Source organism: Streptomyces bohaiensis, assembly GCF_012033785.1.
Taxonomy (GTDB): domain Bacteria; phylum Actinomycetota; class Actinomycetes; order Streptomycetales; family Streptomycetaceae; genus Streptomyces; species Streptomyces bohaiensis.
Genome location: NZ_JAAVJC010000002.1, coordinates 73,684 through 97,391, shown reverse-complemented (window position 1 = coordinate 97,391; position 23,708 = coordinate 73,684). Strand labels below are relative to the sequence as shown.

23 protein-coding genes are annotated in these 23,708 nt (G+C 71.9%); 11 read left to right on the top strand and 12 right to left on the bottom strand.

The annotated features are described in order from the left end of the window. Positions 1-1,252: 1,252 nt before the first annotated feature. The 5 genes from HCN52_RS00900 to HCN52_RS26040 all read right to left on the bottom strand — a co-directional run bounded on the left by HCN52_RS00900 (position 1,253) and on the right by HCN52_RS26040 (position 6,376). On the bottom strand, positions 1,253-1,735 hold the full coding sequence (locus HCN52_RS00900; protein WP_168086377.1) for a hypothetical protein: 483 nt from the start codon (positions 1,733-1,735) through the stop codon (positions 1,253-1,255). After that, positions 1,735-2,541 (bottom strand): Rad52/Rad22 family DNA repair protein, encoded by an 807-nt coding sequence (locus HCN52_RS00895; protein ID WP_168086376.1) that lies wholly within the window; start codon positions 2,539-2,541, stop codon positions 1,735-1,737. The genes HCN52_RS00900 and HCN52_RS00895 overlap by 1 nt, the downstream gene beginning before the upstream one ends. Before the next feature lie 66 nt (positions 2,542-2,607). Further along, positions 2,608-3,411 carry an ArdC family protein gene (locus tag HCN52_RS25820; protein WP_168086375.1) on the bottom strand — a complete coding sequence of 268 codons (804 nt, stop codon included), beginning with the start codon at positions 3,409-3,411 and terminating at the stop codon, positions 2,608-2,610. Positions 3,412-3,536: 125 nt separating this feature from the next. After that, positions 3,537-3,896, bottom strand: a complete 360-nt coding sequence (locus HCN52_RS00885) for a DUF3846 domain-containing protein (RefSeq protein ID WP_168086374.1) — start codon at positions 3,894-3,896, stop codon at positions 3,537-3,539. Positions 3,897-4,378: 482 nt separating this feature from the next. After that, positions 4,379-6,376, bottom strand: a complete 1,998-nt coding sequence (locus HCN52_RS26040; RefSeq protein ID WP_168086373.1) for a type IV secretory system conjugative DNA transfer family protein — start codon at positions 6,374-6,376, stop codon at positions 4,379-4,381. Between the two features lie 593 nt (positions 6,377-6,969). Between HCN52_RS26040 and HCN52_RS00875 the strand changes: the two genes are divergently transcribed. After that, a complete protein-coding gene (locus HCN52_RS00875) occupies positions 6,970-7,701 on the top strand; it encodes a hypothetical protein (protein WP_168086372.1) in 732 nt (243 codons plus the stop codon). A 348-nt stretch (positions 7,702-8,049) separates the two neighbouring features. Then, the gene (locus HCN52_RS00870) at positions 8,050-9,228 is read left to right on the top strand and encodes a pentapeptide repeat-containing protein (RefSeq protein WP_168086371.1); all 1,179 of its coding nucleotides are present in this window, start codon (positions 8,050-8,052) and stop codon (positions 9,226-9,228) included. Here the strand turns inward: HCN52_RS00870 and HCN52_RS00865 are convergent. Next, positions 9,198-10,448: a peptidoglycan DD-metalloendopeptidase family protein gene (locus HCN52_RS00865; protein WP_168086370.1), complete on the bottom strand. Its 1,251-nt coding sequence runs from the start codon at positions 10,446-10,448 to the stop codon at positions 9,198-9,200. The genes HCN52_RS00870 and HCN52_RS00865 overlap by 31 nt on opposite strands. 106 nt (positions 10,449-10,554) lie before the next feature. Between HCN52_RS00865 and HCN52_RS00860 the strand changes: the two genes are divergently transcribed. The 6 genes from HCN52_RS00860 to HCN52_RS00835 all read left to right on the top strand — a co-directional run bounded on the left by HCN52_RS00860 (position 10,555) and on the right by HCN52_RS00835 (position 16,472). Further along, the gene (locus HCN52_RS00860) at positions 10,555-11,058 is read left to right on the top strand and encodes a hypothetical protein (RefSeq protein ID WP_168086369.1); all 504 of its coding nucleotides are present in this window, start codon (positions 10,555-10,557) and stop codon (positions 11,056-11,058) included. Then, complete coding sequence (locus HCN52_RS00855; RefSeq protein ID WP_168086368.1) at positions 11,055-11,336, top strand: hypothetical protein; 282 nt, start codon at positions 11,055-11,057, stop codon at positions 11,334-11,336. The genes HCN52_RS00860 and HCN52_RS00855 overlap by 4 nt, the downstream gene beginning before the upstream one ends. A 140-nt stretch (positions 11,337-11,476) precedes the next feature. Continuing rightward, the gene (locus HCN52_RS00850) at positions 11,477-12,121 is read left to right on the top strand and encodes a DUF8175 domain-containg protein (protein ID WP_168086367.1); all 645 of its coding nucleotides are present in this window, start codon (positions 11,477-11,479) and stop codon (positions 12,119-12,121) included. Between the two features lie 13 nt (positions 12,122-12,134). After that, positions 12,135-13,505: a hypothetical protein gene (locus HCN52_RS00845; protein ID WP_168086366.1), complete on the top strand. Its 1,371-nt coding sequence runs from the start codon at positions 12,135-12,137 to the stop codon at positions 13,503-13,505. Beyond that, a complete protein-coding gene (locus tag HCN52_RS00840; protein WP_168086365.1) occupies positions 13,505-15,001 on the top strand; it encodes an SCO6880 family protein in 1,497 nt (498 codons plus the stop codon). The genes HCN52_RS00845 and HCN52_RS00840 overlap by 1 nt, the downstream gene beginning before the upstream one ends. A 28-nt stretch (positions 15,002-15,029) precedes the next feature. Further along, complete coding sequence (locus tag HCN52_RS00835) at positions 15,030-16,472, top strand: putative type IV secretion/conjugal transfer ATPase (RefSeq protein ID WP_312876475.1); 1,443 nt, start codon at positions 15,030-15,032, stop codon at positions 16,470-16,472. Here HCN52_RS00835 and HCN52_RS00830 read toward each other — a convergent pair whose 3' ends face one another. Next, positions 16,473-17,840, bottom strand: a complete 1,368-nt coding sequence (locus tag HCN52_RS00830) for a hypothetical protein (RefSeq protein WP_168086364.1) — start codon at positions 17,838-17,840, stop codon at positions 16,473-16,475. It abuts the gene before it with no gap. A 55-nt stretch (positions 17,841-17,895) separates the two neighbouring features. After that, positions 17,896-18,744, bottom strand: a complete 849-nt coding sequence (locus HCN52_RS00825; protein ID WP_168086363.1) for an ATP-dependent DNA ligase — start codon at positions 18,742-18,744, stop codon at positions 17,896-17,898. A gap of 116 nt (positions 18,745-18,860) precedes the next feature. Here HCN52_RS00825 and HCN52_RS00820 point away from each other — a divergent pair, with 116 nt between their 5' ends. The 3 genes from HCN52_RS00820 (at position 18,861) to HCN52_RS00810 (ending at position 21,544) form a co-directional block, all read left to right on the top strand. Continuing rightward, positions 18,861-19,661 (top strand): ParA family protein, encoded by an 801-nt coding sequence (locus HCN52_RS00820; RefSeq protein WP_168086362.1) that lies wholly within the window; start codon positions 18,861-18,863, stop codon positions 19,659-19,661. Next, complete coding sequence (locus HCN52_RS00815) at positions 19,658-20,524, top strand: hypothetical protein (protein ID WP_168086361.1); 867 nt, start codon at positions 19,658-19,660, stop codon at positions 20,522-20,524. The genes HCN52_RS00820 and HCN52_RS00815 overlap by 4 nt, the downstream gene beginning before the upstream one ends. A 600-nt stretch (positions 20,525-21,124) precedes the next feature. Next, positions 21,125-21,544, top strand: coding sequence for a hypothetical protein (locus tag HCN52_RS00810; protein ID WP_168086360.1), 420 nt, complete (start codon positions 21,125-21,127; stop codon positions 21,542-21,544). An 85-nt stretch (positions 21,545-21,629) separates the two neighbouring features. Here HCN52_RS00810 and HCN52_RS00805 read toward each other — a convergent pair whose 3' ends face one another. From HCN52_RS00805 to HCN52_RS00790, 4 genes are all read right to left on the bottom strand, one after another. Then, positions 21,630-22,043 (bottom strand): Pycsar system effector family protein, encoded by a 414-nt coding sequence (locus HCN52_RS00805; RefSeq protein WP_168086359.1) that lies wholly within the window; start codon positions 22,041-22,043, stop codon positions 21,630-21,632. Between the two features lie 32 nt (positions 22,044-22,075). Next, positions 22,076-22,492 carry an RRQRL motif-containing zinc-binding protein gene (locus tag HCN52_RS00800; RefSeq protein ID WP_312876474.1) on the bottom strand — a complete coding sequence of 139 codons (417 nt, stop codon included), beginning with the start codon at positions 22,490-22,492 and terminating at the stop codon, positions 22,076-22,078. A gap of 83 nt (positions 22,493-22,575) precedes the next feature. Continuing rightward, positions 22,576-22,767: a hypothetical protein gene (locus HCN52_RS00795; RefSeq protein WP_168086358.1), complete on the bottom strand. Its 192-nt coding sequence runs from the start codon at positions 22,765-22,767 to the stop codon at positions 22,576-22,578. Between the two features lie 135 nt (positions 22,768-22,902). Beyond that, positions 22,903-23,403 carry a hypothetical protein gene (locus tag HCN52_RS00790; RefSeq protein ID WP_168086357.1) on the bottom strand — a complete coding sequence of 167 codons (501 nt, stop codon included), beginning with the start codon at positions 23,401-23,403 and terminating at the stop codon, positions 22,903-22,905. Positions 23,404-23,708 lie beyond the last annotated feature (305 nt).

Genomic DNA, 23,708 nt, shown 5'->3' with positions numbered 1-23,708 from the left:
GGGTACCCCAGCGCTTCGCGCTGGGGAGGGCGAGGCGCTGCGCGCCTCGCTTCGGTCCGCTGCGCGGACCGCGCTCCGCGTTGCGGAGCTGCATCCGCTGCGCGGATGCGGGTGCCCTTCGCTGCGCTTCGGGCACCGGGGCGGCCCGGGCGCTGCGCGCCTTTCGGGCCGGGGGTCTGCGCTGCGCTCCGACCCCGAAAAGCAGCGGGCTACGGGGTGGGGTCTGGCGGTGCATCACGCGCCGGGCCTGTGTGAACTTTGGGTTCCAGCCCTACCACCGGGGGCGGCCGGGCGGATGCCGGCGGGCTCGGGCGCGTGGTCCTGGAGGTGGACGAGGAACCCGGCCCGGGGCGCCCTCACGCGGCGGGCACGGGTACCCCGGATCGGTCGGGGCCGGATGGGACGCGGGTCGTCCCGGGGTCCGTCCGGTGCCTCGGGCGCGGCCGCGAGCGTGCATCACCGGATCAGACTGTGTGAGCTTTGGGTCTCTGCCCTACCATCAGAACAAAACGGCAGGTGCTCTCAGCGTCGCTGAGAGCACCTGCCGTTTTGTTCTCTAGAACGGAATGTCAGACCGATAGATCTCTACCCCTGTCAGTCTGGGTCTGCCCGTGATGGTGCCTCCTTCACCGTCTGGGACCGATACCGCTGGTGGCGCGGCGGTCCCGTTTTTGTAGTCATGTAGCAATGCACACAGCACAGTCTTAACTTCGTCTGTCTCCGCGCCCGAATACTCGATAGTCCATTTGCTTCTTTCGAACAGCCCGGAGTGCAGTTCAATTCCGGGAATGGTCTCCCGAAGCCGATTCTTTACCAGCATTACGGATGCCCAAACCGGGAGGCTTTCTCCGCTCGGCCCTTCTTCGGCTGGAGCGACAGACGTGTACCGAACGTGGTGCGGATAGCTACGCGTCCCTTTTCGGGTGAGCTGGTAACGCGAACTCTCTTCACCGATCAGCACGGCGTGCACGCACGATGCGCAAGCGCATGGCTCAACCGTGTACGTCCCGTGAGAGCACGGAAACGATCCCCGGTAGTCCACGGTGGTGCCGATCGGTAGACGTAGTGCGTAGTAGGCGGCTTTCACCTCGGGGTGTCGGGTAGCGATCATCCGGCGTCTCCTGGGTGTGCGTGGGGTGTCCTGGGGCCTGTACGGCGGGTGTACTGAGCAAGAGGTGGTCGGCCTGTCCCTGGCCTGTCACGGGGCCGCTCGGGGGCCTTTGCGGCCCCGTGACAGTGGTGGAGGTGGGGGCTAGGTGGTGAGGCTGTCGCGGGCGGCGGTCTTGGAGTCGTCGCTCTTCCACCTGAGGCTGTGGGTGCCTCTGCGGACGGTCTGGATCTCGATTCCGGGAATGGTGCTGATCTCGCCGGTTTCGGGGTCGTGGATTTCGGGTTTCCCCGAGTTCTCGATCTGGCCGAGAATGAGCTTCTGGAATGCGGGCTTCACTTCGCGGACGAATAGTGAGTCGATTTCCGACGGGTGATTCTTGAGCACCCAGTCTTTCCAGTCCTTTTCGTTGGCGATGATGGCCTTTTGTGTGTCCTCGTTCAGGCTGATGGTGCCGACTCGATTCCCGTCCGGGAGAGTGACGGTGATCTGGCGCGTGCCGTCCTTCTCTGCTGCCTCTTCCAGTTTGGTTTGGAGGGATTCGCGGACGACGGAGAGTGCGAGTTTCAGCGAGGAGAGCTGGGCCGTGAGCTGTGCCTCGCGCTGGGCGAGTTCTCGGATCTCCATCACTGACCACCTGTCATGAGGTCGCGGGCCTGCTGGAATTCGGCGGTGGTGCCTTGCCTGATGGGGTGGCCGAAGTGGGCCTCAAATTGGGCGGCGATTCCGTCGGAGAACCCGACGGATGCGGCGGCGTCGAGCATTTCTCTTCGGGCTCGCTCTCGCTCGATATCGACCGGGGCGGGCTCGGGGACCTGTCGGTTAGTGGTCGGTGCGGGGGCGGGGGGTGCCGTGGCTGCTGGGGTCGGCGCGGGGGTCGTCGGCACCGTGGTGGCCTCGTCGGGGTGGGTCTCCTCGGGGTCGGGCTTGACTTGGGTGTCGGCCTCCGGGGGTGCCGTGGTGCTCTTCACGAGCGTGCCGAGTACGACCGGGTCGAGGCTTCCGCCGTCGTAGAGGGAGAGACCGAACTGGTCGCCCAAGTTCGTGGCGGCGCGCTTGAGTGCGCCGCTGTCGGCGGCCTTGGCCGCGATGTCGTGGGCGTCGGCGACGGGGAGATTGCGACCGGCGCCGGTAGCGACCCCGTGCCAGTGGCCGAACTCGCGGCCGTCCACGTAGACGGTGAGCTTGACGGCGGCGCGGTAGACGACCACCCACCGGCGGGGCGTTACCTCGGCAGCGTGCGCGAGGTCCAGGGAGAGGAGGTCTGTCGAGTACCCGCCGAACCCGAAAATCCGGGTGAGGTATCGGCGGACGTCCCACGCTTCCAGGTAGCGGAACCCGGCCGGGTTCCGCTGAGTCCGCGCGGGGTTGAGCGGTCGGAGCAGCCGTTCGCGCTGCCGGTCGGTGAGGGTGGGGGTGTCCGTGGTGGTCATGCGGGGGGCCTCCTTCCGGGGCGGGACCGGGCGGAGCGGGGGTTGCCCGCTCCGCCCGGCTGCGGGTCAGAACGGCGGCAGGCTCACGGCGGCGAACTGGGCCGCGATGGCGCGGCCGGTGTCGAGGACGCGGGCGGCTGCCTCGCGCAGCTCGGTCCGGTCGGCGTCCTGGTCGCCGGTCTCCGGGGTGGGGAGCGGCGGGGCGGTGGCGGGGAGGACTCCGAGCGTGAGGGCGGCGAGGTGGGCGGCTGCGGCGGCCTCGCCCTCGGTGAGGCCCGGGGCAGCCCCGGCGAGTACGGCGAGCCCGTCTCGCACGGCGTCGTCGCCGGTGCGGTCGCTGCCGGACGCGAACACGGCGGCCGCGGCTGCCAGCTCTTCGGGGCGGCGCGGGTGCGGGATGCGGGGCGTGCGCCACGGAGGCTCGGACTGGCCCTCGTCGGGCTCGCTGTCGTCGGCGGGGTCCGTCTGGTCGTAGCCGAACACGACGCCGCACCCGAACCCGCGCAGTGTGCCGGTCGTCTCGTCGTCGTCGGTGGTCTTGATGACGCTGGTGTAGATGAGAACGCCGTGCTCGTCCTTGCGGACCTGGCGGCCGTCGGCCTGCCACTGCCGGTACGTCTTCGTGACCTGCTGGGGGGCCTGGACGGCGAGCAACGCGAGGTTGGTGCCCGAGGGCCGCTCGGGGTGCATCGCGGCGGCCCACAGGAAGGCGCTCCAGCCCTCGGGGGTGGTGAGCTGCGCGGTGGCGTAGTCGGCGAGGTCGTCCAGCCAGCGGCGGCGGATCTTGCGGGCGGCGGCGCGCTGCTCGGGGGTGGCGCCGCGTCCGGGGCTCTTGGGCGGGCGGATGAGGGCAGGGGTGATCTCAGGCATGGGTGTGTTCCTGTCGCTGCGAGTTTGGGGTACGCCGGAGAAGGGCCGGGCGGTGCCGTGCCGCCCGGCCTGGGGCGTGGTGGGGCGTGGGTGGGGGCCGCTGTCGGGGCGGGCCCCACGGGGGATCAGCTTGCGGTGGCGGCCTTGGCCTTCAGCGCGTGCACCAGGTCGCGGGTGGTCTGGTGCAGCTGCTCACCGGTGAGCGGGGCCGTGGAGCCGTCGGGCGTGGTGCCGGTGATGACGGCGACTCCGGCGATCCAGTCGGCGGGGTCGATGGCTTCGAGGCGCCGGGCGAGGAGCGTTGCCATCGGGTGGAGGGGCTGGCAGTGCTTGCCGTCCTCGCCGATCCACAGCACGCGGTCGGTGCCGAGCGAGACGGCCTGGACGTATCCGCCGACCGCGCTCTGGAGCCATTCGAGGGTGCCGATGCCCTCGGGGACGTCGTCGATGACGACGATGGCAGGGGTGATCGTGACTGCACTCATGGTGCTTCTCCTTGGCTCTGGTCTGGGGTAACTGGTTCTTCGTCGGGTTCGGGTGCCGTTCCCTCTCCCAACACCCCCTAATTTACCGCATTTTGGGCCCAAGTGTGGGACATACGCGCAGGTCAGAGGGGGTTTCTGGTGTCTTGCGACGGCCGGTTCGGCCGCACTGCGGGCGCGGTGGTGGGGGTGGGTCCCTCCGGTCGGTCGGCTCTCACGGTGGGCCGCGCCTCCGGCCGGCCGGAGGGCTCGCCGGAGGCGACCGCGCTTGCGCGGCTTGGCCCGGAGGCCGTCCGGGGGTGTGGCATGGTGCGGAGGGTCGACCGGGCGGTGGGGGCCGCCCCCCCCGCCGCCCACCCCCACCTCAGCCCCGGGACGGGCCGCGCCCGCCGAACCGGGCCCCCTCCCCCTCTGGCTCGCGTCGTGCCCCCCGGAGGGCCGCCGGAGGCTCCCGTCCACCGACCCATAGCCGTGGCACCTACGGGTCAGTCCCAGATGTCCTCACCCGGAACCGTCGGCGCCGGCGCCTTCGCCGGCCGCGGTGGAACAGGCGCGGCCGGTGATCCCGGGCTCACGGACGACGCCTTCGTCAGCGGCACCGGCCGGGCTGCCGGCATCTGCGAGGGAACCGGCCTCGGGTCACCGCCGGTGGTCGGCGCGGGCGCGATCTGCACCACGCTCGTGCTGTCCGTCGGGTGCCCGACAGCGATGACGGCCTGGCCGCGCGGGAGACCACGCAGCGTCTGCGCGTGAACAAGGCGCTCGTCGACCGGGCGCAGCGACGCCGAACCCGTGCTCGCGGTGGCGGCCCCGAGCGGGCCGGTGTCGTCCTGGAGGGACAGCGTCTCCTCCCACCCGGGACGGGTCCCGAGGTGCGCGGCGAGCTGCTCGGCAGAGGACCGCTGTCGGTGCAGGATCAACAGGTTGGTGTTGGTGAGTACGGCGGCCCGGAACTGGGGACTGACGGCGTCCAGGTCCGCGAGGTCCTGGGTAGCGAGGAGCAGGCCGCCGCCGGCGCCGCGGATACGGGCGAACAGCCCCGTCATCGTGCTTCCGGACAGCGCGCTGAACTCGTCCACACCGACGAGGAACAGGCCACCGCCGGCTCCCCACCGCTCCGTCAGGAGACGGTCCCCGACGGCGCCGACATCGGTCAGGAGGAGGCTTCCGACCTGCCGTGCCGCGCGAGCGTCCGCGGCAGCGGCGAGGCTGAACAGGACGACATCGCCGCACTTGATCGCGTCGTAGACGTCGACGCCGTCCGTCGTCTCGGTCAGAACCCTTCCGGCGTCACCGGCCACCAGGTTCGTGACGCGCGCCGCGAGGCCCGGGATGGAGTGTTGGAGGCTCTTGCCGTCGCTCTGGAGGTACTCCAGATACCCGTGGACCGCGCGCCCGGCCGCTGGCCGCAGCTGCGCGGCACGGGCGGACAGCTGACGCAGCGACATCAGCCGGGCGAGGTCCGGCAGGTCCCGGCGCCACGGCCGCGGGGTGCCCGTGACCGGGTCCGGCTCTTCGAGGCCCTGGTCCACGAGGTCGTCCAGGGTGAGCATCGCGTGCCGCAGGAACACCTCTGCCGACTCCCTGTGGTGAGGCTCGCTGAACCCACCGCCGGCGACTTGGTCCAGGCACTCCACGATCCGTGAACACACCTGCTCCACGCTGCCCCGCCTGATGGGGTTGTACCGCTCCCCTCGCCCCGTGACGGTCACCAGACGGAACCGCCGGCCGGCCTGCCCGGCCATCGCCTCCAGCGCTTCCACCAGCTCCGGGTCGGCCTTCATGTCCAACAGCAGGATCGGCACGCGCAACGGCCGCGCATGGTCCGTGACGAGCAGCTCGGAGAGAATCCGCGCCAGCGTCACCGTCTTGCCGTAGCCGGTCGCGCCCGCGAGGACCGCGTGCTGCCGCAACGCGACTGAGCGCAGCTCGAACCGCTTCCCAGTCTGCGCGTCGACACCCAGCCGCAGCACCAGGTCGTCGACCGTGTCCGCCGGCAGACGATCGTCCACGACGTCGACGTCGGCGACGAGCTCCCGGAGCCGTTCTGCAGGCAGCACCTCCGCAGGATCTGCCCGCCACGGCGCGCCGTACCGCGACCGCCACGCCAGCCACCCACCCGCGGCCACCATCCCGGCCGCGACCGACACCGGCACCTGTGCGGCCACCCACCCCGGAACCCGCAGCAGACCAGCCCACACCAGACCCTCAGGCCCCGCACGCAACGCCTCCTCCCCCAACCGCCCCGGCAGGCTCACCAACGCGTCCCACACCTCCCGATACGGGGCGACGTACGCCTCCCCGCCACCGAGTACGAGGACCAGGAGCAGCGCGACCACCCCACCCCACCCGATCCACCACCGAGCCCGACCGCCCGCCCGCCGACCCACCCACGCCACCACCACAGCCACCACCACGACCATCGGCGCCACCACCACGACGAACCCCGCCACCAACCGCCCCGACGCCTCCCACCCCGACACCGACCGACGCTCACCCCCACCCCACCGAGCCGTCGGACGATCCGCCCGCACCCCACGTCGACCATCACTCACCGAAACCACCCATCAACAGAACGGAAGCAGACCGGCGCACCGTACCGCCCGCCGCGCAGCGGCCGGGCCCCCACTCCCCACCCCCGAGCCGCACAGCGGCGAACCCCCCTCCACACCCCACCCCCGCACCCCCACCGGGAAGCGCCCCCAGGGCGCTTCCCACCGAGCGCAGCGAGGTACCCCACCCACCACCCGCACCCAACCAACCCACCCCCACCCCCACCGGGAGGCGCCCCCAGGCGCCTCCCACCGAGCGCAGCGAGGTACCCCACCCACCCACAGCAACCACCCACCAAACCCACCCCCGGCCCACACCCGCACCCACACACCCGCGCCACCACCGGCCACCCCCAGACGCACAACCACCACCAAGACCAAGACCACCCCGACCCGCCCCCACTGTCACCCGTGCGGGCGACGATCCGTGCAGGTCAGGTCACTGATCGGGCACAGTGCCCAGGACAGGCCACGTACAGCGACCAGTAGGCCCCGCGTACACCCGGGGCGAGGGAGAACCACCGATGCCGGCAGCACCCGCGCACATGCTCACCAGTCGCGATCTCGAGATCCTGGCGTGGATCGGGACGTGGCGGGCCGTCACCACCAGCCAAGTGATGAGGGAGTTCAACCGGCGGGACGGCTGGCGCCGCCGCGAGGTCTACGACCGGCGCCTACGAGCGCTGCTCGCGCTCGGGCTGATCCGGCACGCCCGCCCGCTCGCGGACCGGCCGCGGATCACGTGGCTGACCCGAGCCGGCCACCGCGCCGCGGGCCTCGAAGGCGCGGTCGCAGAGCCGTCGACAGCCGAGCTGATCCACGACCTGGAAGTCGTAGAACTCGCGCTGCACCTGGCCGAACGGCAGCCCGACCACGAGCTGATCACCGAGCAGGAGATCCGCCGCAGCGAACCGCACCCGTCGGCCGGCCCCGCGGCGGCACTGCGGGCGATGGAGGCGAGCGCGGGGCGAGGAACCGGCGGTCGTGGCTACCCCGACCTCGCGTCCGTGGCCGCCAAGGACAGCGGCGAGCAGGTGTGGGTGCACGAGATGGAGCGGCACCGGAAGAGCCGGGCACGGTGGCTGAACATCATGCTGAGCTACGTCTACGCCGACCACATCCACGGCTGCGTCTACTGGGCATGGCCAGGGATCACCGAGTCCGTGCAGGCCGCTGCCGAGGAGACGAACCGAAGCGCCGTCGCTGCCGGGCTGACACCGGCGATCGTCGTCCGGACGTGGGAGCCACGCCTGTGACCGGCTGTACCTGGCCCGTACTGGGCGGTGTACTCGCGCCTGTACTGAACGCCCGCAGGCGCAGGCTCCTGACCAGCAGCAGCAGCCCCACAGGAAGCTGACAGACCGGAGTTGGAGGTTGCGGCGACTGGTCGTGTTGTGTGCGGTCAGGGCCGGGTCGGGGCGTATCCTGGCGGTACGCGTCGCTGCGTTCCTTCGGGAGCTGGTGATGGGGTAACAGAGGCCGGCGGATGCCGTCACCACCCTCGGGTGGTGTCCCGCCGGCCTTTCCCATGGGCGAACCTCAAGTTCAGCTCTGAAGGACGCCGAACCGATGACTCGCGGTCGGCGACCCGGCACTGTGCCTTCATGAACGCATCGACCCGACGCATCCGACGCATCGCCGGGGTGGCCGGAGCAGCGGTCGCTGGAGCAGCGGTCATCGCGCTCCTCACGATCGTGCTGACTTCGCACATCACCTGGCTCGCGCAGCACATCCACGGCAGCAGCGACTGGCGGGCGATGACGCCCGCCGACCGGGCGAGCGCCGCCGGGCAGCTGCGGACCGCCCTGGTCCAGCTCACGGCCGTGCTCGGAGCCGGGGTCGCCCTGCTCTTCACTGCCCGCAACTACGCGCTGAGCAGGCGCGGGCAGGTCACCGAGCGGTTCACCAAGGCTCTGGAACGCCTGGGCGATGATGCCCAGTACGTCAGGATCGGCGGCATCATCGCCCTGGAACAGATCGTCCAGGACGCCCCGGAACAGGCCGAGCCGGCCGCTCGTGTGCTGATCGGGTTCCTGCGGGAGCGGACCTCTGCCGACGCGGACGACGATCAAGAGGGAGCCCGGGAGTTCGCCCGGGGCTCAGACCTGCACCACGCCCTGACCGCAGTGGGCCACCTCAAGGGACTTCTTGCCGAGAAGCCGGATCTAAGCAACATGAACCTGTCGCGCATCGACCTGGACCGACAGGACCTGTCCGGCCTGAACCTGACCACGGCGGACTTCAGTAGATCGAGCCTGATTGGCGCCGACCTGCGGGGTTCGCGTCTTGAGGAAACGGACTTTACCGACGCCTGCCTGGCGGAGGCCAACTGCCAGAACGCAGAGCTCCGTTACGCCAACCTCAGCGAAGCCAACCTGCACGGGGCAGACCTCACTCAGGCCCACCTCAACAATGCCCGCCTCTATGGGGCCGACCTCCACGGAACCGTACTCCGTCACGCCGACCTCACCGGAGCCAAGCTCCACGGAACCAACCTCCACGGGGCCGACCTCCGCGAAGCCAACCTCCGCGAAGCCGACCTCCACGGGGCCGACCTCCACGGGGCCGACCTCCGCGAAGCCGACCTCCACGGAGCCGACCTCACCGAAGCCAACCTCCACGGAGCCGACCTCACCGAAGCCAACCTCCACGGAGCCGACCTCACCGAAGCCAACCTCCACGGAGCCAACCTCACCGAAGCCAACCTCCACGGAGCCGACCTCCACGGGGTCGACCTCACCTTGAGGGTTGGTCAGCCGGGAGGCGTCGTCAGGTGGCGGTGAATGTTGTCGATGTAGGCGTGGATAGTCGTAACGCACCCGGCCCCGCAGTCGGCTTCACCCGGCACCGGGATGCCCGCAGCGGAGTTGGTGACCCGGCCGCATCCGGCGACGTGGCACACCGCCGACGCCTCCAGCGGGGAGATGCGCTTTTGCGGGTTCTGTGCGAGGTGGGCGGCCATTTGCTGGAGGTTGCGGCAGACGTGGGCGGCGCCGACGCGTAGGTGCGTGGCGGGTTCCCACACCGGGTGGTCGGCTGGGGGCCGGGCGCCGGGCGGCCAGCTCCCGGTAGAGCCCTCGATCGCTTCCCACACCTGACGGGACATCTGGAGAAGTCCGGCTGCGCCGCCGTTGGAGTCGGTGGTCCAGGCGGTGGGCTGCCAGCTGGACTCTGCCATCACCTGTGCGGTGAGCCAGGCGGCGGGTAGCCCGGGGCAGTCGGCGGTGAGCCGGGCGAGCGTGGGGTGCATCTGGTGGGCGAGGTCGGGCAGTGCGGCGTTCGCTGCGGTGTCGAGGGGGAGGCAGTCGGCGACGGGCACCATCTGGGGGCCGGCTGCTGGGATCGCCGCGCCGGCGAGGTAGGGCTCGGGGTCTACGGGGAGGTGGCGTCCGCCGATCTGGGGGCGGACCTCGAAGTGGAGGTGGGGGCCGGTGCTGTTGCCGGTCGATCCGACGGTGCCGAGTTGCTGCCCGCTGTCGACGGACTGCCCGCGGGTGACGTGGGCGTCGCGTAGGTGGGCGTAGACGGTGACCACGGAGTCGTGGTGCAGGACGGTGACGAACGTGCCGAAGGGGTGCCCGTCGACAGCCGACCGCACGGCGAGGACGACGCCGGGGGTGGCGGCCATAACGGGGGTGCCGGCGGGTGCGGCCCAGTCCGTCCCGGTGTGACGGGAGGACCAGTTCGGTCCGTCCTGCGCAAAGCGGGCGGTGATCGTCGCGGGGGCGGGGACGGGGTAGGTCCAGGGGCCCGGCCGGATGGTCTCCGGTGGCACGGGCGGGGCGGCGTCGGCCTCAGCGAGGGGCATGTCGAGGTGCGGGCCGCCACGTGTGGAGTCGGGTCCGGAGGCGTGCTGGGCGACCGCGCCGGGTGCGGCCGGCGCGCACAGCGAGCGCGGGTCCGGGTCCTCGGTTCCGCCGGCGAACAGCAGCAGGGGCAGGCCGACGACGAGCGCGCCCGCGAGGGCACCCGCTCGCACAGCGCTCTTGCCGGTTGGCTGCATCGGTCGCTCCCTCACCCCGGACGATCACTCATTGCACACAGACGATAACCTTCCGTCCTGCCCAGGCGTTGTCCGGTTACCCGCCGAAACCAAGGGAGAGAGGGTCATGGCCAGCACTCGCGCGACCGTCCCGGAACCGCCACCGCACCCGCCGTCGCAGCCGGCCGCGGTGGTGAGCTGCCACGGAGGCTGCGGAGCCACCACCCTCGCGCGCCTGCTACCCGCCCGCGAGGTGCAGCGCGACGGCCTCGGAGTCGGGAACGTCCCCCTCGTCCTGGTCGCACGCGGCACGGCATACGGCCTGCTATGGGCGACGAAGGGCGTGGCCATGGCCCACCAGTACATCGAGCGGGGGTGGCTGACGACCCCTCCCGTCCTGGCGCTGGTCGCGGACAGCACGCTGCGCGAGCCTGCGACCGTCCGGGCGCGAGTGCGGCTGATCGAGGACCGGCTCCAGGCCGTGGTCCGCCTGCCCTACGTGCCGGACTGGCGGGACACCGACGACCCGCTGTCCCTGCCCGCCCCGAAGTCGCTGGCAGGGCCGGTGCAGCAGCTGCGCGCCGCGATCGCGACCAACGCTCCGACTGTCCCGATGGAGGTTCCCGTATGACGCCCTTGGAGCTGCTGGCGCAGATCCCCAACCCGGGGGTGCAGGTGCCGGAGGGCCTGAGCCGGCCCCGTGATCTCTTCCTCGGGATGATGAAGTGGGGCGGTCTGGCGATCACGGCTGGCAGCGCCATCTACAGCGGCTACCTGTTCGTGCTTGCCAGGCGGGGCGGCCACGCGACGACCAGCGCCGCTGACGCCGCGTCCGAGCTGCCCTTCAAGTTGGTCGGCCTGCTCCTCATCAGCGGCGTAGGTGCGGGCGTGCTCGGGATGTTCCTGTGACGGGGCCGACCGGTGCGCCGGCAGGCGCGCGGCGTCGGCGCGGTCCGCTGGCTCTGGTCGGCGTCGGCGGCCTTGCCTTGGCGGCGGCTGTCGCCGTTGCGATCGGCAGCAGCAGCGGGTGGGGGCAGGAGGACGTGCCGGTGACGGCGCCGCCCGCGGACGGCGCTCCGGCGTGGCCCGAGCGGCTCGGCGGCCACGACCAGGAGCACGAGGGCGAGCACGACCAGGAGGCGACGGACGGCCCGGACTGGTCGGGTCTGACCTACCAGGACCTGCACGGCGCGCAGCTCCCCCTCAGCCCCGCGCACGGGCCTGCCGAGGTCAGCGAGGTCGTGGCGAGCGGCTTCACCCGGGACGAGGGCGGCGCCGCCGTGGCGGCCGTGCATCTGGCGAGCCGGGTCGGCGCGCAGCTCGGGCCGGACATCTACGGCCCGAACGTGGAACGGATGGTCGGCGACATCAGCGCGATGATGGCGCAGGTCGACCGGGACTACGCCCGCGCTCGGGCCGCGTCCGGCCTGCCTGAGAGCGAGCCGCTGCGAACCTACGGCCGGACGATCGGCTACGTGATGCCGCTGCCGCCCCGCGAGGACACCCCGGACGTGACGGTGCATCTGCTGGGGCGGGACGCCGGCCCCGCCGGCGGCGAGATCCTGGTCGTCATCCCCGTCACCCTCACCTGGGAGGCCGGGGACTGGCGGCTGAGGGTACCGCCCAGCGCCCGCTGGAACGGGCAGCCCGTCGCAGCCGTCGACGGCTTCACCCTCTTCCCCACCGACGGCTGAGGACTGAGCGGGCATGTGTGGGCTGACCGACTGGTCCGGCTGCGTCGTCGAGGCCGGCGCATCGGCGTTCGTGGCGATGACGAACGCGATCAGTGACGCGACCGCGTGGATCGTCGTCGAGAGCTTCACCTGGTGGGTCGACACCGACAGCTCCGTCACGCTCAACACCGGCGTCGTGGACCAGATCCGGAATGTCACGTGGCCGCTGACGGTGACGGTCGCGGCGGCCGGGATGATCCTGGCCGGTATCCGGATGGTGATGACCGGCCGGGCCGATCCGCTGCTCTCCCTCGGTGAGGGCGTCGCGAAGCTCGTCGTCTGGACAGTGAGCGGCACTGCGATCCTGACCCTGTTCCTCCAGGCCGCGAGCGCGTTCTCCGGTTGGGTGCTGGACGAGGCGAAAACCCGCGAGCTGGGGGCGCGGCTGTCGGGGGCCTACGGCCAGGAGCCGAGTATCAGCATCGGCGCGATCCTGCTCCTGTCCATCCTGGGGTTCCTCGCGGGGGTGGTGCAGTGGGTGATCGGGCTCCTGCGTGAGGCAGCGATCGTGATCCTCGCCGGGTGCATCCCGCTGGCCGCCGCCGGGCAGCTCATCGGGCAGAGCTGGCTGGGTCGCGTCGTCGGCTGGACGATGGCGCTGATCTGGTGGCAGCCGACAGCGGCCCTGGTGTACTTCGCGGCCTACGCGATGATCACCGAGGCGGACAGCGGCCAGGACATGCTCATCGGCATCACGATGCTGGTGATCGCGATCGCCGCCCTCCCCGCCCTGCTGAAGCTCTTCAGCTGGGCGACGGAAGCCGCCGGGCAGGGAAGGCTCACCGGCGGCAGCGGGCCCGGCAGCGGCGGCGGGAGCGCGCCGCGGATGCCCGTGCAGGGCATGACCCGCCTCATCAACTCCGGCATGCCCCGCGGCGGCGGACGTGGCGGGGTGTCGACCGGCAGCCCCAGCGCGGGCCTGCCCGCCGGCACCGGTCCCGGCTCCGGTCCGGCGGGTGCCGTGCCCGGCGCCCGCACCCCGAGCAGTAGCGCAGCAGCCCCCAGCACAGGTGCGACTCCCGCCGCCGGTGGCGGCGGGACCGTGGCGAGCGGCGCAACCGCGACGGGAGGGGCGGCCCCGGCCGGGTCGGCGGCGGCCATCAGCAGCACCGCGCCCGCAGCAGGCGGCGCGACGGCAGCGGCCGGAGGAGGAGCCGCAGCCGGCGGCGCCAGTGCCGGCGCCGCCGGAACGGTCGCGGCAGGGGCGAAGGCGGGTGCGGTCGGCGGCCCGGTCGGCGCCGCAGCCGGGGCAACGGCGGCAGCCGCAGCGGCCGGAGCGAAGGCGGCGGGAGCGGCGATGACCGATCCGCCGAAGAGCGACGAGAAGAAGACGGAGGGATCGTGATGGCGGATCAGATCCGGCTCTACGGCGGGTGGCGGCTCCCGCGCGGGATCGGCCTGTGGGGCATGACCGGCACGCAGACCGCCGTCCTCCTCGCACTGCTCGTCGTCGTGCTGATCACCTCAGCCGTGGACGTGCGGGGTCTGCTCTACGTCGGGCCGGTCGCCCTGGTCGTGGCGCTCGCGACGGTCGCCCGGTGGCGCGGCGAACCGCTCCTGGAGGCGATCGGCACCGCGGTGCGGTGGCGTCGCGGGGTCGCCGGCGGGCAGACCGCCTACACCTCCGAGCTGGTGACGCTGCACGACCGGCACCACGACCTCCCCGGGCTCCTCGCCCCGGTCGTCATCCTCTCCGCAGAGGACGGCGACGGCGGGCACTACGGCCTGGCCTGGCACCGCCGCTCCGGCCACCTCACCGCGACTCTGCGGGTCGCCGCCGCGTCCACCGCGCTGGCCGACGGCGACCAGGTCGACGGCTGGGTCTCGCAGTGGGGCGCCTGGCTCGCCCACCTCGGACACGCGCCGATGGTCCGGTGGACCACCGTCACCGTCGACACCGCCCCCGACCCGGGGTCGACACTGGAGGACTACGTCACCGCCCGCCTCGATCCGAACGCGCCGCGCGCGGCCACCGACCTCGTCCGTGAACTCGTCGCCGTCTCCCCCGCCGCGTCCGCCGCAGTCGAGACACGCGTCTCCGTGACGTTCGACCCCAGCCGCTCCCCCGAACAGCTCGCCACCTTCGGGGATGCCGTCGCTGAAGTCGGCCGGACCCTGGCCGGCCTCCAGCACTCCCTCGGCAGCTGCGGCCTCACCGTCCTGGGACGGGCATCGGCCGCCCGCCTCGCCGGCATCGTCCGCGTCGCGCACGACCCGGCCGCCCGGGGCGAAGTCGCCCGCGCGCTCGCCTACTCCCCCACCACCGGCGGCGAAGCCGACCCCGGCGCGCTGCTGGAGCCCGGAGCAGCCGCCCCCCTCGCCGCGAGAGAGCGGCGCGAGAGGTACGAGCACGACTCCGGCACGTCCACCTCCTGGGTGTGGACCCACCCACCGCGGCAGGCCGTCACCTCCGAAGTCCTCGTCCCGCTGCTCGCCCCCTCCCGCTGGCCGAAGCGGGTATCGCTGAGCTACGAGCCGTACCCGGCCGCGCAGGCCGCCGCCCACCTCGAACGCGAAGTCGCGGCAGCCGACTTTCGGCAGGCGGTCCGGCAGCGGCAGCAGCGGCCCGAGACCGCGACCGACGCAGCGGACCGGGCCCGCGCCACCCAGGCTGCTGCCGAAGAAGCCCAAGGCGCTGGCCTCGGGCTGTACTCGGTCGTGATCACCACCACCGTGACCGACCCGGACGATCTGCCCTGCGCCGTCGCCGACGTCGAACAACGCGCCGGCGCCTCGAAGATCCGGCTGCGCCCGGCCTACTGGTCGCAGGCCGCAGCACACGCGGCGACCCTCCCCCTCGGCATCTACCTCCCCGACGCAGCCCGCCGCCGCACCACCTGACCCCACCACGAGCACCAGGAGCAGCGCCGTGCCCGACGTGACGATGCCGCAGACCGGGCCCACCCCGCCGTCCTGGGGATGGCCCGGGTCCGGCCGGGGCCGCGCCGCCCACACCGCCCGCCCGCCCCGCTGGCAGGCCACCACCGTGCAGGGATGCGGCCTCTACCCCCACACCGCCGGCTCCGGCGCACCCGCGATCGGCGTTCCAATGGGCCGCCACATGCTGTGGGGCGAGGTCGTCGCCCTGGACCCGGTCGACTGGGTGCGGGCGGGGCTGTGCACCAACCCCGGGGTCTACATCCTGGGCGAACCGGGGGTCGGGAAGTCGGCCTTCAGCAAGCGCTTGGCAGCCGGCCTGGTCGCCTACGGCACCGGCGTGGTCGTCCTCGGAGACCTCAAAGGGGAGTACGGCGACCTCGTCAGCAGGCTCGGGGGCCAGGTCGTGCGGATCGGGTGGGGCTTGGACCGCATCAACCCCCTGGACGCCGGAGCCCTCAGCGCCGCCGTCACCAGCTTGGAAGGCACCAACCCGGAGAAGGCCGAAGCTCTGCGAGCCGAGGTCCGCGCACGGCGCCTGAACCTCCTCCTCGCGCTGTGCTTGATCGCCCGCGGGTCGAGGGGCGCGCCGATCACCGATGCCGAGGAACTCGCCCTCGGGGGCGCCCTGGACATCCTCGCCCGACGCGGCGACCGGCAGCCCCTCATCCCTGAGGTCATGCACACCATCGAGACCGCCGGCCCCGAGATGGAACAAGCCGTCCTCGCACGATCCCCTGGGGAGTACCGTCAGCTGACCGACAGCGTCCTGCGGACCCTCGCGCGAATCTGCCGAGGCATCCTCAAAGGGCTCTTCGACGCCCCCACCACCACCCCGGCCGATCTCAGGGCGCCAGCCGTCAGCATCGACCTGTTCGCGCTGGACCAGGCCGCCGACGACATCGTCGCCGCGTCGATGCTCTGTACCTGGGCCTACGGATTCGGCAGCATCGACGCCTCCCGCGCCGCCGGAGACCGCCGCCCCTACCTCACCATCCAGGACGAGCTGTGGCGCTCGCTGCGCGTCGCACCGGGGCTGGTCGAACGGACCGACCGCGTCAGCCGGCTGAACCGGGGCAAGGGCATCGGGTCGGTCATCACCACCCACAGCCTCGCCGACTCCGACGCCCTCCCCACTCCCGAAGACCGCATCAAGGCCCGCGGACTCGTGGAACGCGCAGCGATCACCGTCATGGGAGCCCTCCCCGACAACGAGCTCGCGCGCGTCCACGAAGTTCGCGCGCTCACCACCCGCGAACGGCAGCTCGTCGCGTCCTGGTCCGCCCCTGAGTCCTGGGAGACCGGCCGCCCCCACCCCGGCCGCGGGAAGTACCTCATCAAGAACGCCGGGCGGCTCGGCATCCCCGTAGAGATGACCCTCACCGCAGCCGAGCGGGAGCTGTACAACACCGACCAAGCTATCAGCGCCGGGTGATCAGACCACGATCACCGTTTCCCCTTCATCTCGTGCTATCGCTCTGGCCCCGTCGTCGTGAATCGAATCGAGAAACTCCTTCCAGGTGTGATCCAACTCGTCATCCCCGATGTGAGGAATCAGCGCGCGGTAGAACTTCCCGGCAAGGAAGGGCATCGCCCGCCCCCAGCATTGGTTGTTCTCAGCCCACGCGCTGAAGATGTCCTGCGCTTGCCGCAAGGTGATGTGCTGGGCGTTGGGGATCAGGACGGTACTGACGACCGCCTCGCCTTGGTCGAAGAAGCGAACATCTCGCATGAGCGCTGCGAGGTACGGCGCGAAGTACGGGTCGGGTTTACCCGCGATGATGTCGTGCCGCTCGTTGATCGGGAGCGTCGGGAAGACAGCCTCGAGTTCAGGTAGACGCCGGCGGTGCTCTGAGCCGGTGACCAGGCGCATGAGAGTCACCCACTCCTTCGGCAGCCCGCGGTCTCGCTTCGGGGCGTCTTCACCGAGCGTTTTGATCGACTGGTTGTACTGCGATCGCATGGCCTCATGGAGGGTGTCCCAGAAGGCGTCGAGCTGCCACAGGCGAGCCGCGGCCCGCAGCTGAACTGCGTGGTCCTTGGCCGCGAGACGCTCCATGTACTTAGTCGTCGCCGCCTTGACGGCGGCGTGGTCCCGCGTGTGGAAGACGAGCAGGCACTCGGCGTACCGGTCAGCGACGGTCTCCCGGTTCAACCCGGGGCCGGTATCGAGTTCGAGCACCGCGTGCTTCGCGGTGAACTCGATGATCTTCTTCCGAACCTTCGGACGCACACGATCGAAGTACGTGTACCGCAGGTAGCTCGCCTCAGCGCCGAACACAGGCGCGCTGACGAATTCCCTGAACCGCTCGACAACTTTCGTCCCCTGACTCGCTGGCTGCTCCAGCACTGCATCAAGCGCCGTCACAAGGTGCGCGCGAGCGTACTCGGCAGAAGGCGCGAACAGCTCGCCCGCGGGGCGCAGCGAAGGATGGGCGCAGGCGTTCCTGTCTTCCTTCAGGCGCTGAAGGAGGCCGCAGTCGGCATCGTCGATGAGTTCCACTTTGCGCGCCGCGTCCAGGACCGTTCGTTCGACCGTCTGCATCACGGTGAACGCCTCTTGACTGCGCTTTCCTCGAACTGGCGCCAGCTTTGCCAAGATGCCGCCCGGGTCGGGTTCACCTTCCTCGTGAAGCACCGCGATCTTGTGGAGGAGGTCAGTCACGACCGCCGTCCACACGAGCACGATGCAACCCCTGTACGAGCCGACGGTGTACGAACGGAAAGCTTCCTGCACTAGCGGGCGAATCTCCGGATCGTGAACGCGCGCTACGCGATCTTCCAGGTCCTGCGGCACCTGCACCCCTCAACTCTCATCTCTTCGGTGTCAGTTCGCATCGTAGACACCAGAGATGGGTTCAGCCCCCGGGAAGCGTGAGGTCGCCGCGGACGCGGACGAACCGCACGGTGCCGTGCCTACCGGTCCCGACCCGCAGCTCTACCGGCACCGCCCCCTCCCCCGCCTGTGCTCGGGCGGCGGCCAGGACCCGGCGCAGCGGCGGCGGGACGGCGACGTCGACCACGCGGCCGCCGTCGCCTGCGAGGCGGACTCGGGCCGTGGTCGGAGCCGCGCGCGGCCCGGCGACATCGAGCACCAGGGCGTCCGTGAGGGTGGCGTGGCGGGTCTTGCGCCATCCGGAAGCGAGACCCGCTCGGTACGGCGCGCGCGCCGGCTTCGTCATCAGCCCCTCGACACCGGCTGCCGCCAGGTCCTCGTACCAGCCGAGCGCGACTGTGCGGTCTCGGGTGGCGAGTCCGGCCTGGAGCGGCGGACCGACCGGGGCGAGTAGCTGCTCCAGGAGCACGTGGCGCTCCTCCCACGGCCGCGCCCGCATGTCTCCCCCGCCGGTGGCGAGGACGTCGAACGCCACGTAGGACGCCGGCGCAGATCGAGCGAGCGCTGGGGCGCGGGAGGCACGGGTCAGGCCCCGGCGTTGCACTGCCGCGAAGTCGAGCTGGCCACCGCGCCACACGACGATCTCGCCGTCCAGGACCGTGCCGACGGGGAGCGCGGCGCCCGCTGCCTCCAGTTCGGGGAAACTGTTGCCGATCGGGCGGCCGGACCGTGCGAACAGGGCGACGCCGCGCTCGGTGCGGGCGAGCGCGGCCCGCCAGCCGTCCCACTTCGGTTCCCACGCCAGGCCGGTGCCGTCCGGAACGGGGTGGGTGTCCCGGGCGAGAGCAAGCGGGGGTGGGAGGTCGATCACCCCACCAGAGTGCGCCTGGGGCGGACAGGGCGCGAGAGGAGCGCAAGGGCGCAGCGCGCCTTGGGCTCTCCCCGGTACCTCCTCTCCGTGAGCCGAGTGGCCGCTAGTCTCTGGGCATGAGCAGAGTGGTGGCGGTATACAGCGAGAAGGGCGGCGTGGGGAAGTCCGCGCTCGCCGGTGGCCTGGTGGCCGCCGCCCGCGCGCAGGGTTTGCCTGTCGCGGCGGGGGACTTGGACCCGCGGGCGACGTTCTCGGCAGAGCTGGGCATCTCGCCGGATGAGGCCCCGGCTTTCACGATGAACGATCTCCTCGCCCTCGATCCCGAGGGCGCAAGCGGCCTGGCCTCCGATGCGTTCACGCCTGCGTCGGACGATTGGCCGGGGGTTCGAGTCATCGCTGCGGAGCGGGCACTGGCGAACCGTGAGTCCGACAACACGGCTGTCGGTCTGGAGTTCCGACTGCGCTTGGCGCTGAACGGGGCGCTGACGCACGACGAAGTAGCCATCCTGGACTTGCCTCCTCGCGCGGGCGGCAAGCTGGTCACGGCAGCGCTTGTGGCTGCGACGCACGTGGTGATTCCGGCGACGCTGGACGAGGACGGTCGGATCGGTGCGGCTGAGGCGCTGGCGACGATCAAGCTGGTGAAGGATCTCGGGATGAACCCAAGCTTGAACGTGGTGGGGATCGTGCCGTCGATAGTGCCGGGCGGCCGTAACTCGTTGAAGACGGCCATAGGGGACTTCCTCAGCGAGACGTACGGCGAGCTGTACCGTCCCGACCTGGCGATTCCGCGACACTCGATCCGGCAGCAGACGCGCTTCGCGTGCGTTCCGATCACCAGCGCGACGGGCCCGGAGTCGAAGGCGCTCCAGGCCGCTTACGGCAAGATCCTCGATGCGACAGGGACGACGGCGTGACACCGAAGAACAAGCTCATCGCGGCGGGCGCGGGCCGGCTGAAGAAGGCGGCCGATTCCCAGGTGGACCCGGCGGTTCCTGCCGAACTCCAGAAGGCACCCCTTCCAGAGGCGAGCGTCTTCAGTGGAGGGCGTCTCCTGACGGCTGACGATGTCAGCGGCTCCCCCGAGGAGCAGCTCAGCTACGTGAAGGACCGCCTAGCGGAGATCGACACCTTCGGGCGCCGCGTCGACGACTACGTCGTACTCAACAAGGGCCTGCTGCTGGAGGTAGCTCGCGACCGGGAGCTGCACGCGGTAGCCGGCCACACGAACTTCTCTCAGTGGGCAGCAGCGCTGCTCGATGTGGAGCCGAAGTACGTTTTCGAGCTCCTGCAGGACGCGGCGCGGATTCGTGCCGTAGGGCAGCTGGGCGAGGAGACGGCCAGCCTTCTCACCCGGGCGTCCGCACGCAAGGTGATCGCGGGGGTAATCGAGACGCACGGCGTGGAGCACGCCGAAGTCGTCGTCCGGGTGAGCGCTGAGCAGGCGAAGACGCAGGGGCGATCCAAGCCGACGGCTGCGATGCTTCGACAGGCGGCAACAGAGCTGGAGTCCCCGAAGGTCCCTCACCAGCAGGAGACCTCACCTGGGGAGCAGGGCGAGTCCGCCGACCCTGACCGCGGTGCCGTGACAGGCAGTGGGGACTTGGCTGGTGCCGCTACTGCCGTCGGACGGGCCTACTCTGCACTGGCGCCGAAGCGAGTCGCGGCGGCCCACGAAGCTGACCCGGAGAAGGCGGGCAGGGATCTGGCGCAGCTCCGGTCGGAGGTCGACAAGCTCGTGAAGCGGCTGTCCGCGGCCGAGAAGGCCATCGCGAAGTGATGTGAGGGGTCAGAATTTCTGACCCCTCGGAGGGGCCCGTGCATGCGCGGGCCCCTCTCTGCGTCGGTTACCGGAAGGCGTCGCGGCAGGCGGCAGCAACGCCTTCGTCCATCCAGTCCTCGCCCATGTCGCAGACGGCGCCAGGCTCGTACCCGATGTTTGGCGGGGCGGGAGTGACCGGCCGCACGGGGGCGGGCATGCGCGGCGCCGGCGGAACGGGCGGGGCGGGCACCGGGGGCGGTGCAGGGACTTCGCGCCCTGGGGCCGGGGGCGGCGGCGTGGGCGTAGACGGCGGGGGCGGGACAGCGTCCCGTCGCGCCGGTTCGGGGTCGTCCTCGATGGCGGGGGTGGTGCCCTCGATCGGGCTAGGGGTGGGGATGGCGGGGCTGGCGCCGCCCGCCGGACGAGGCCCCGGAAGGTCCGAGGGAACGGGCTGGACGGTCGTGCACGCGGCAAGCGACGCGGCGGCGAGCAGCGCGAGGGGCAGAGCGGCAGAACGGCGACACATCGGACCATCCTCGCACTTGAGAGGTTTGGCCCGTAGTGATGACGGACGGTCGGCCCCCGTGTCCGCGATCGGAGGGCGGGAGTTGGCGGGTCATGATCATGAAGTTCTCAGCGGCCCGCCGGGCCGCGACTGTACTGTGCGCGGCGCTGATGCTGACCGCGACCGCCACCCCCACTGCCACGGCGGCCACTTGGAGCGGCGGCACCGACAGCAAGTCGGCTCGGCTGGACGTGTCGCAGAGCGGCGGCGGCTGGGTCGGCTACGCCACCGTCAAGGCCGTCAAGGTCGACACGGGGTGGCGGCTCAGCGGCACCATGCACAAGGCCAGCTCTGCAAAGGGCTGCCTGAACCTGAAGACCGATCGTGGGCGGCTTGTGCCCGGAAGCGCGCACCGCGCGAAGGTCTGCGACGGATCCAAGTCGTTCAACTTCATCTCAACGAAGGACCGCCGGGTCATCTTGGAGTGGAGTCCGGACAGCGGGTCGAAGACGAGCAGGACCATCACGATTTGACGCAGGCTGCTCGGGAACGCAAAAGAGCCCCCGGCCGCCCCGCTGATGCGGGGCAGCCGGGGGCTCCGGTGTTACTGGGTACGGGTCAGGCGGCGGTGAGGGCGACGGCGGCGGTGATGGCGGCGAGGAGAACGGCGACCAGGAGCACGCCGACGGCGGTTCGGATGCGCTGCATCTTGGCCGTGACCAAGGCGCAGAGGAGCGCGAGGCGGTCGGCCGGCTGAGCGGTGAGGGTGGCGGGGGTGAGGGCCCCGCCACCCGGGATGACGACCAGGAGGAGCAGCACGGCTGCGGCAGCGAGGGCGAGGCCGGTGAGGGCGGCGGGGATGCGGGCCGGGGCGGGGAGGGCGGCGACGGTCCCGGCGGCGAGGGAGACGCCGGCCGCGACGGCCGCGAGGAGGAGGCCGGCCTTGGTGTCGGCGCGGGCTACGAGGGCTTGTGCGTCGGCGACGGCCGCGGCGGTGGTGGTGGCGGGCTCCGGGGCGGGGGTGTCGGGCATGGCGGGCTCCTGGGGGAATGTGGCGGGTGTCGTCACGCGGCGGCCGCGAGGTCGGCGCCGGTGGCGCACGCGGTGCAGCGGCGGTCGGCGCGGGGGAGGCAGTACGGCTGCCGGGTGCGGCAGGTGGTGCAGGTCTGTCGGGCGGCCATGGCCCGATCGAGCGCCTCTTCCTGCGCGAGGGTGGGGGTGCGGCGGGGGAGCGCGAGGCGGGAGTCGTAGAGGTACGCGGGCCGGGTGCACTGCCTCAGCGGGCGGTAGGCGCAGCGGCGGCAGCGGAGCAGGGCGACGGGGTCATGGCCGCCGGGCCGCAGCCCGGAGGCCCGGAGCTGTCGGCGGGTCAGCAGGTGGGCGGCGGCGGTGCCGTGCTCGTACACGGGGAGGGTGGCGCGCTGCTCCTGGTCGGCGGCGGGGGTGGTGACGGCGGTGAGGGTGCGGCGGCGGGTGGGCACGGCGGTGTCTCCTCAGCGGTCCGGGACGGGTGCGGCCGCCGCCCCGGGGTGGGGCGGCGGCCGTGGGGGTGGGCGGTGCGGAGTCAGACCTTGCGCAACTCGGCACTGGTGCAGAGGACGGGGCGCTGGAACAGCCCGAGGCCACCGACGGTCCACCGACCGCCGGTGAGGTGGCCGGGCGCGACGCCGTCCACGATCCGGCCGACCTTGCCGGCGGCGCGGGGGTCGTCGGCACAGCGGGTGATCTCGACTCGGTCACCCTGCTTGAACGTCATGTGGTCTCCCTGGGAAGCGCGGCGGCCGCCGCCCGGGGTGGGCGGCGGCCGCGGGGGTGGTGCGGGGCCGGGTGGCCTGTCCGCGCCGCCGGTGCCCGGGGGCGGGTACCGGCAGCGAGACGGAGCACCCGGCGGTCAGCGGGAGATGGTGGTGCGGGAGAACATGCCGCGCTGCCGCGCCTCGATCTCGGTGTGCTGGGTGACCTCGCCCTGGTAGACGTGCGTGGTGGTCGACGTCCCCGCACGGACCCTGCTGACGGCAGTCCCGACGGCGGTGGCGACGATCGCGATGCCGACGAACGGGGCGGCGATGGCGAGGACCCCAGCGAGGGTGATGGCGGACAGCCCCTGGAGGAGGAGCCAGGCGCCGCAGCCGATGCCGACGGCTCCGGCGCCGACCGCGACGGAGCAGACGGCGATCCCGGCGGCGACGGGCGGGACGAGGCGCCGGTCGGGCTGCGGGACGGGCGGGGTGGTGCCGTGGGTGGGGGTGGGGGTGGTGTCCCGCCAGGCGGTGGCGGCGGGGACGCCGGGCCCGGGGCGGTAGGCGTCGGCGATGAGGCGGCGCGCTTCGGCGGCGGCCTGGTCGGCGGTGAGCGGGGCCGGGGCGGCGGGGGTGGTGGGCTGTTCGGTCACGGTGGCCTCCTGGGCGGGAGAAGGGAACGGGCGGGGGGGGGGGGGGGGGGGGGGGGGGCGGGGGGGGGGGGGGGGGCGACGGTCCCGGCGGCGAGGGAGACGCCGGCCGCGACGGCCGCGAGGAGGAGGCCGGCCTTGGGGTCGGCGCGGGCTACGAGGGCTTGTGCGTCGGCGACGGCCGCGGCGGTGGTGGTGGCGGGCTCCGGGGGGGGGGTGTCGGGCATGGCGGGCTCCTGGGGGAATGTGGCGGGTGTCGTCACGCGGCGGCCGCGAGGTCGGCGCCGGTGGCGCACGCGGTGCAGCGG

What these genes read in the sequence shown, in the direction of transcription:
- HCN52_RS00840 (WP_168086365.1), top strand. Translation starts at nt 13,505, where the DNA reads ATGGCGGATCAGATCCGGCTCTACGGCGGGTGGCGGCTCCCGCGCGGG.
- HCN52_RS00860 (WP_168086369.1), top strand. Translation starts at nt 10,555, where the DNA reads ATGGCCAGCACTCGCGCGACCGTCCCGGAACCGCCACCGCACCCGCCG.
- HCN52_RS00870 (WP_168086371.1), top strand. Translation starts at nt 8,050, where the DNA reads ATGAACGCATCGACCCGACGCATCCGACGCATCGCCGGGGTGGCCGGA.
- HCN52_RS00875 (WP_168086372.1), top strand. Translation starts at nt 6,970, where the DNA reads ATGCCGGCAGCACCCGCGCACATGCTCACCAGTCGCGATCTCGAGATC.
- HCN52_RS00805 (WP_168086359.1), bottom strand. Translation starts at nt 22,043, where the DNA reads ATGCCCGACACCCCCGCCCCGGAGCCCGCCACCACCACCGCCGCGGCC.
- HCN52_RS00845 (WP_168086366.1), top strand. Translation starts at nt 12,135, where the DNA reads ATGTGTGGGCTGACCGACTGGTCCGGCTGCGTCGTCGAGGCCGGCGCA.
- HCN52_RS25820 (WP_168086375.1), bottom strand. Translation starts at nt 3,411, where the DNA reads ATGCCTGAGATCACCCCTGCCCTCATCCGCCCGCCCAAGAGCCCCGGA.
- HCN52_RS00865 (WP_168086370.1), bottom strand. Translation starts at nt 10,448, where the DNA reads ATGCAGCCAACCGGCAAGAGCGCTGTGCGAGCGGGTGCCCTCGCGGGC.
- HCN52_RS00810 (WP_168086360.1), top strand. Translation starts at nt 21,125, where the DNA reads ATGATCATGAAGTTCTCAGCGGCCCGCCGGGCCGCGACTGTACTGTGC.
- HCN52_RS00895 (WP_168086376.1), bottom strand. Translation starts at nt 2,541, where the DNA reads ATGACCACCACGGACACCCCCACCCTCACCGACCGGCAGCGCGAACGG.
- HCN52_RS00885 (WP_168086374.1), bottom strand. Translation starts at nt 3,896, where the DNA reads ATGAGTGCAGTCACGATCACCCCTGCCATCGTCGTCATCGACGACGTC.
- HCN52_RS00900 (WP_168086377.1), bottom strand. Translation starts at nt 1,735, where the DNA reads ATGGAGATCCGAGAACTCGCCCAGCGCGAGGCACAGCTCACGGCCCAG.
- HCN52_RS00820 (WP_168086362.1), top strand. Translation starts at nt 18,861, where the DNA reads ATGAGCAGAGTGGTGGCGGTATACAGCGAGAAGGGCGGCGTGGGGAAG.
- HCN52_RS00855 (WP_168086368.1), top strand. Translation starts at nt 11,055, where the DNA reads ATGACGCCCTTGGAGCTGCTGGCGCAGATCCCCAACCCGGGGGTGCAG.
- HCN52_RS00795 (WP_168086358.1), bottom strand. Translation starts at nt 22,767, where the DNA reads ATGACGTTCAAGCAGGGTGACCGAGTCGAGATCACCCGCTGTGCCGAC.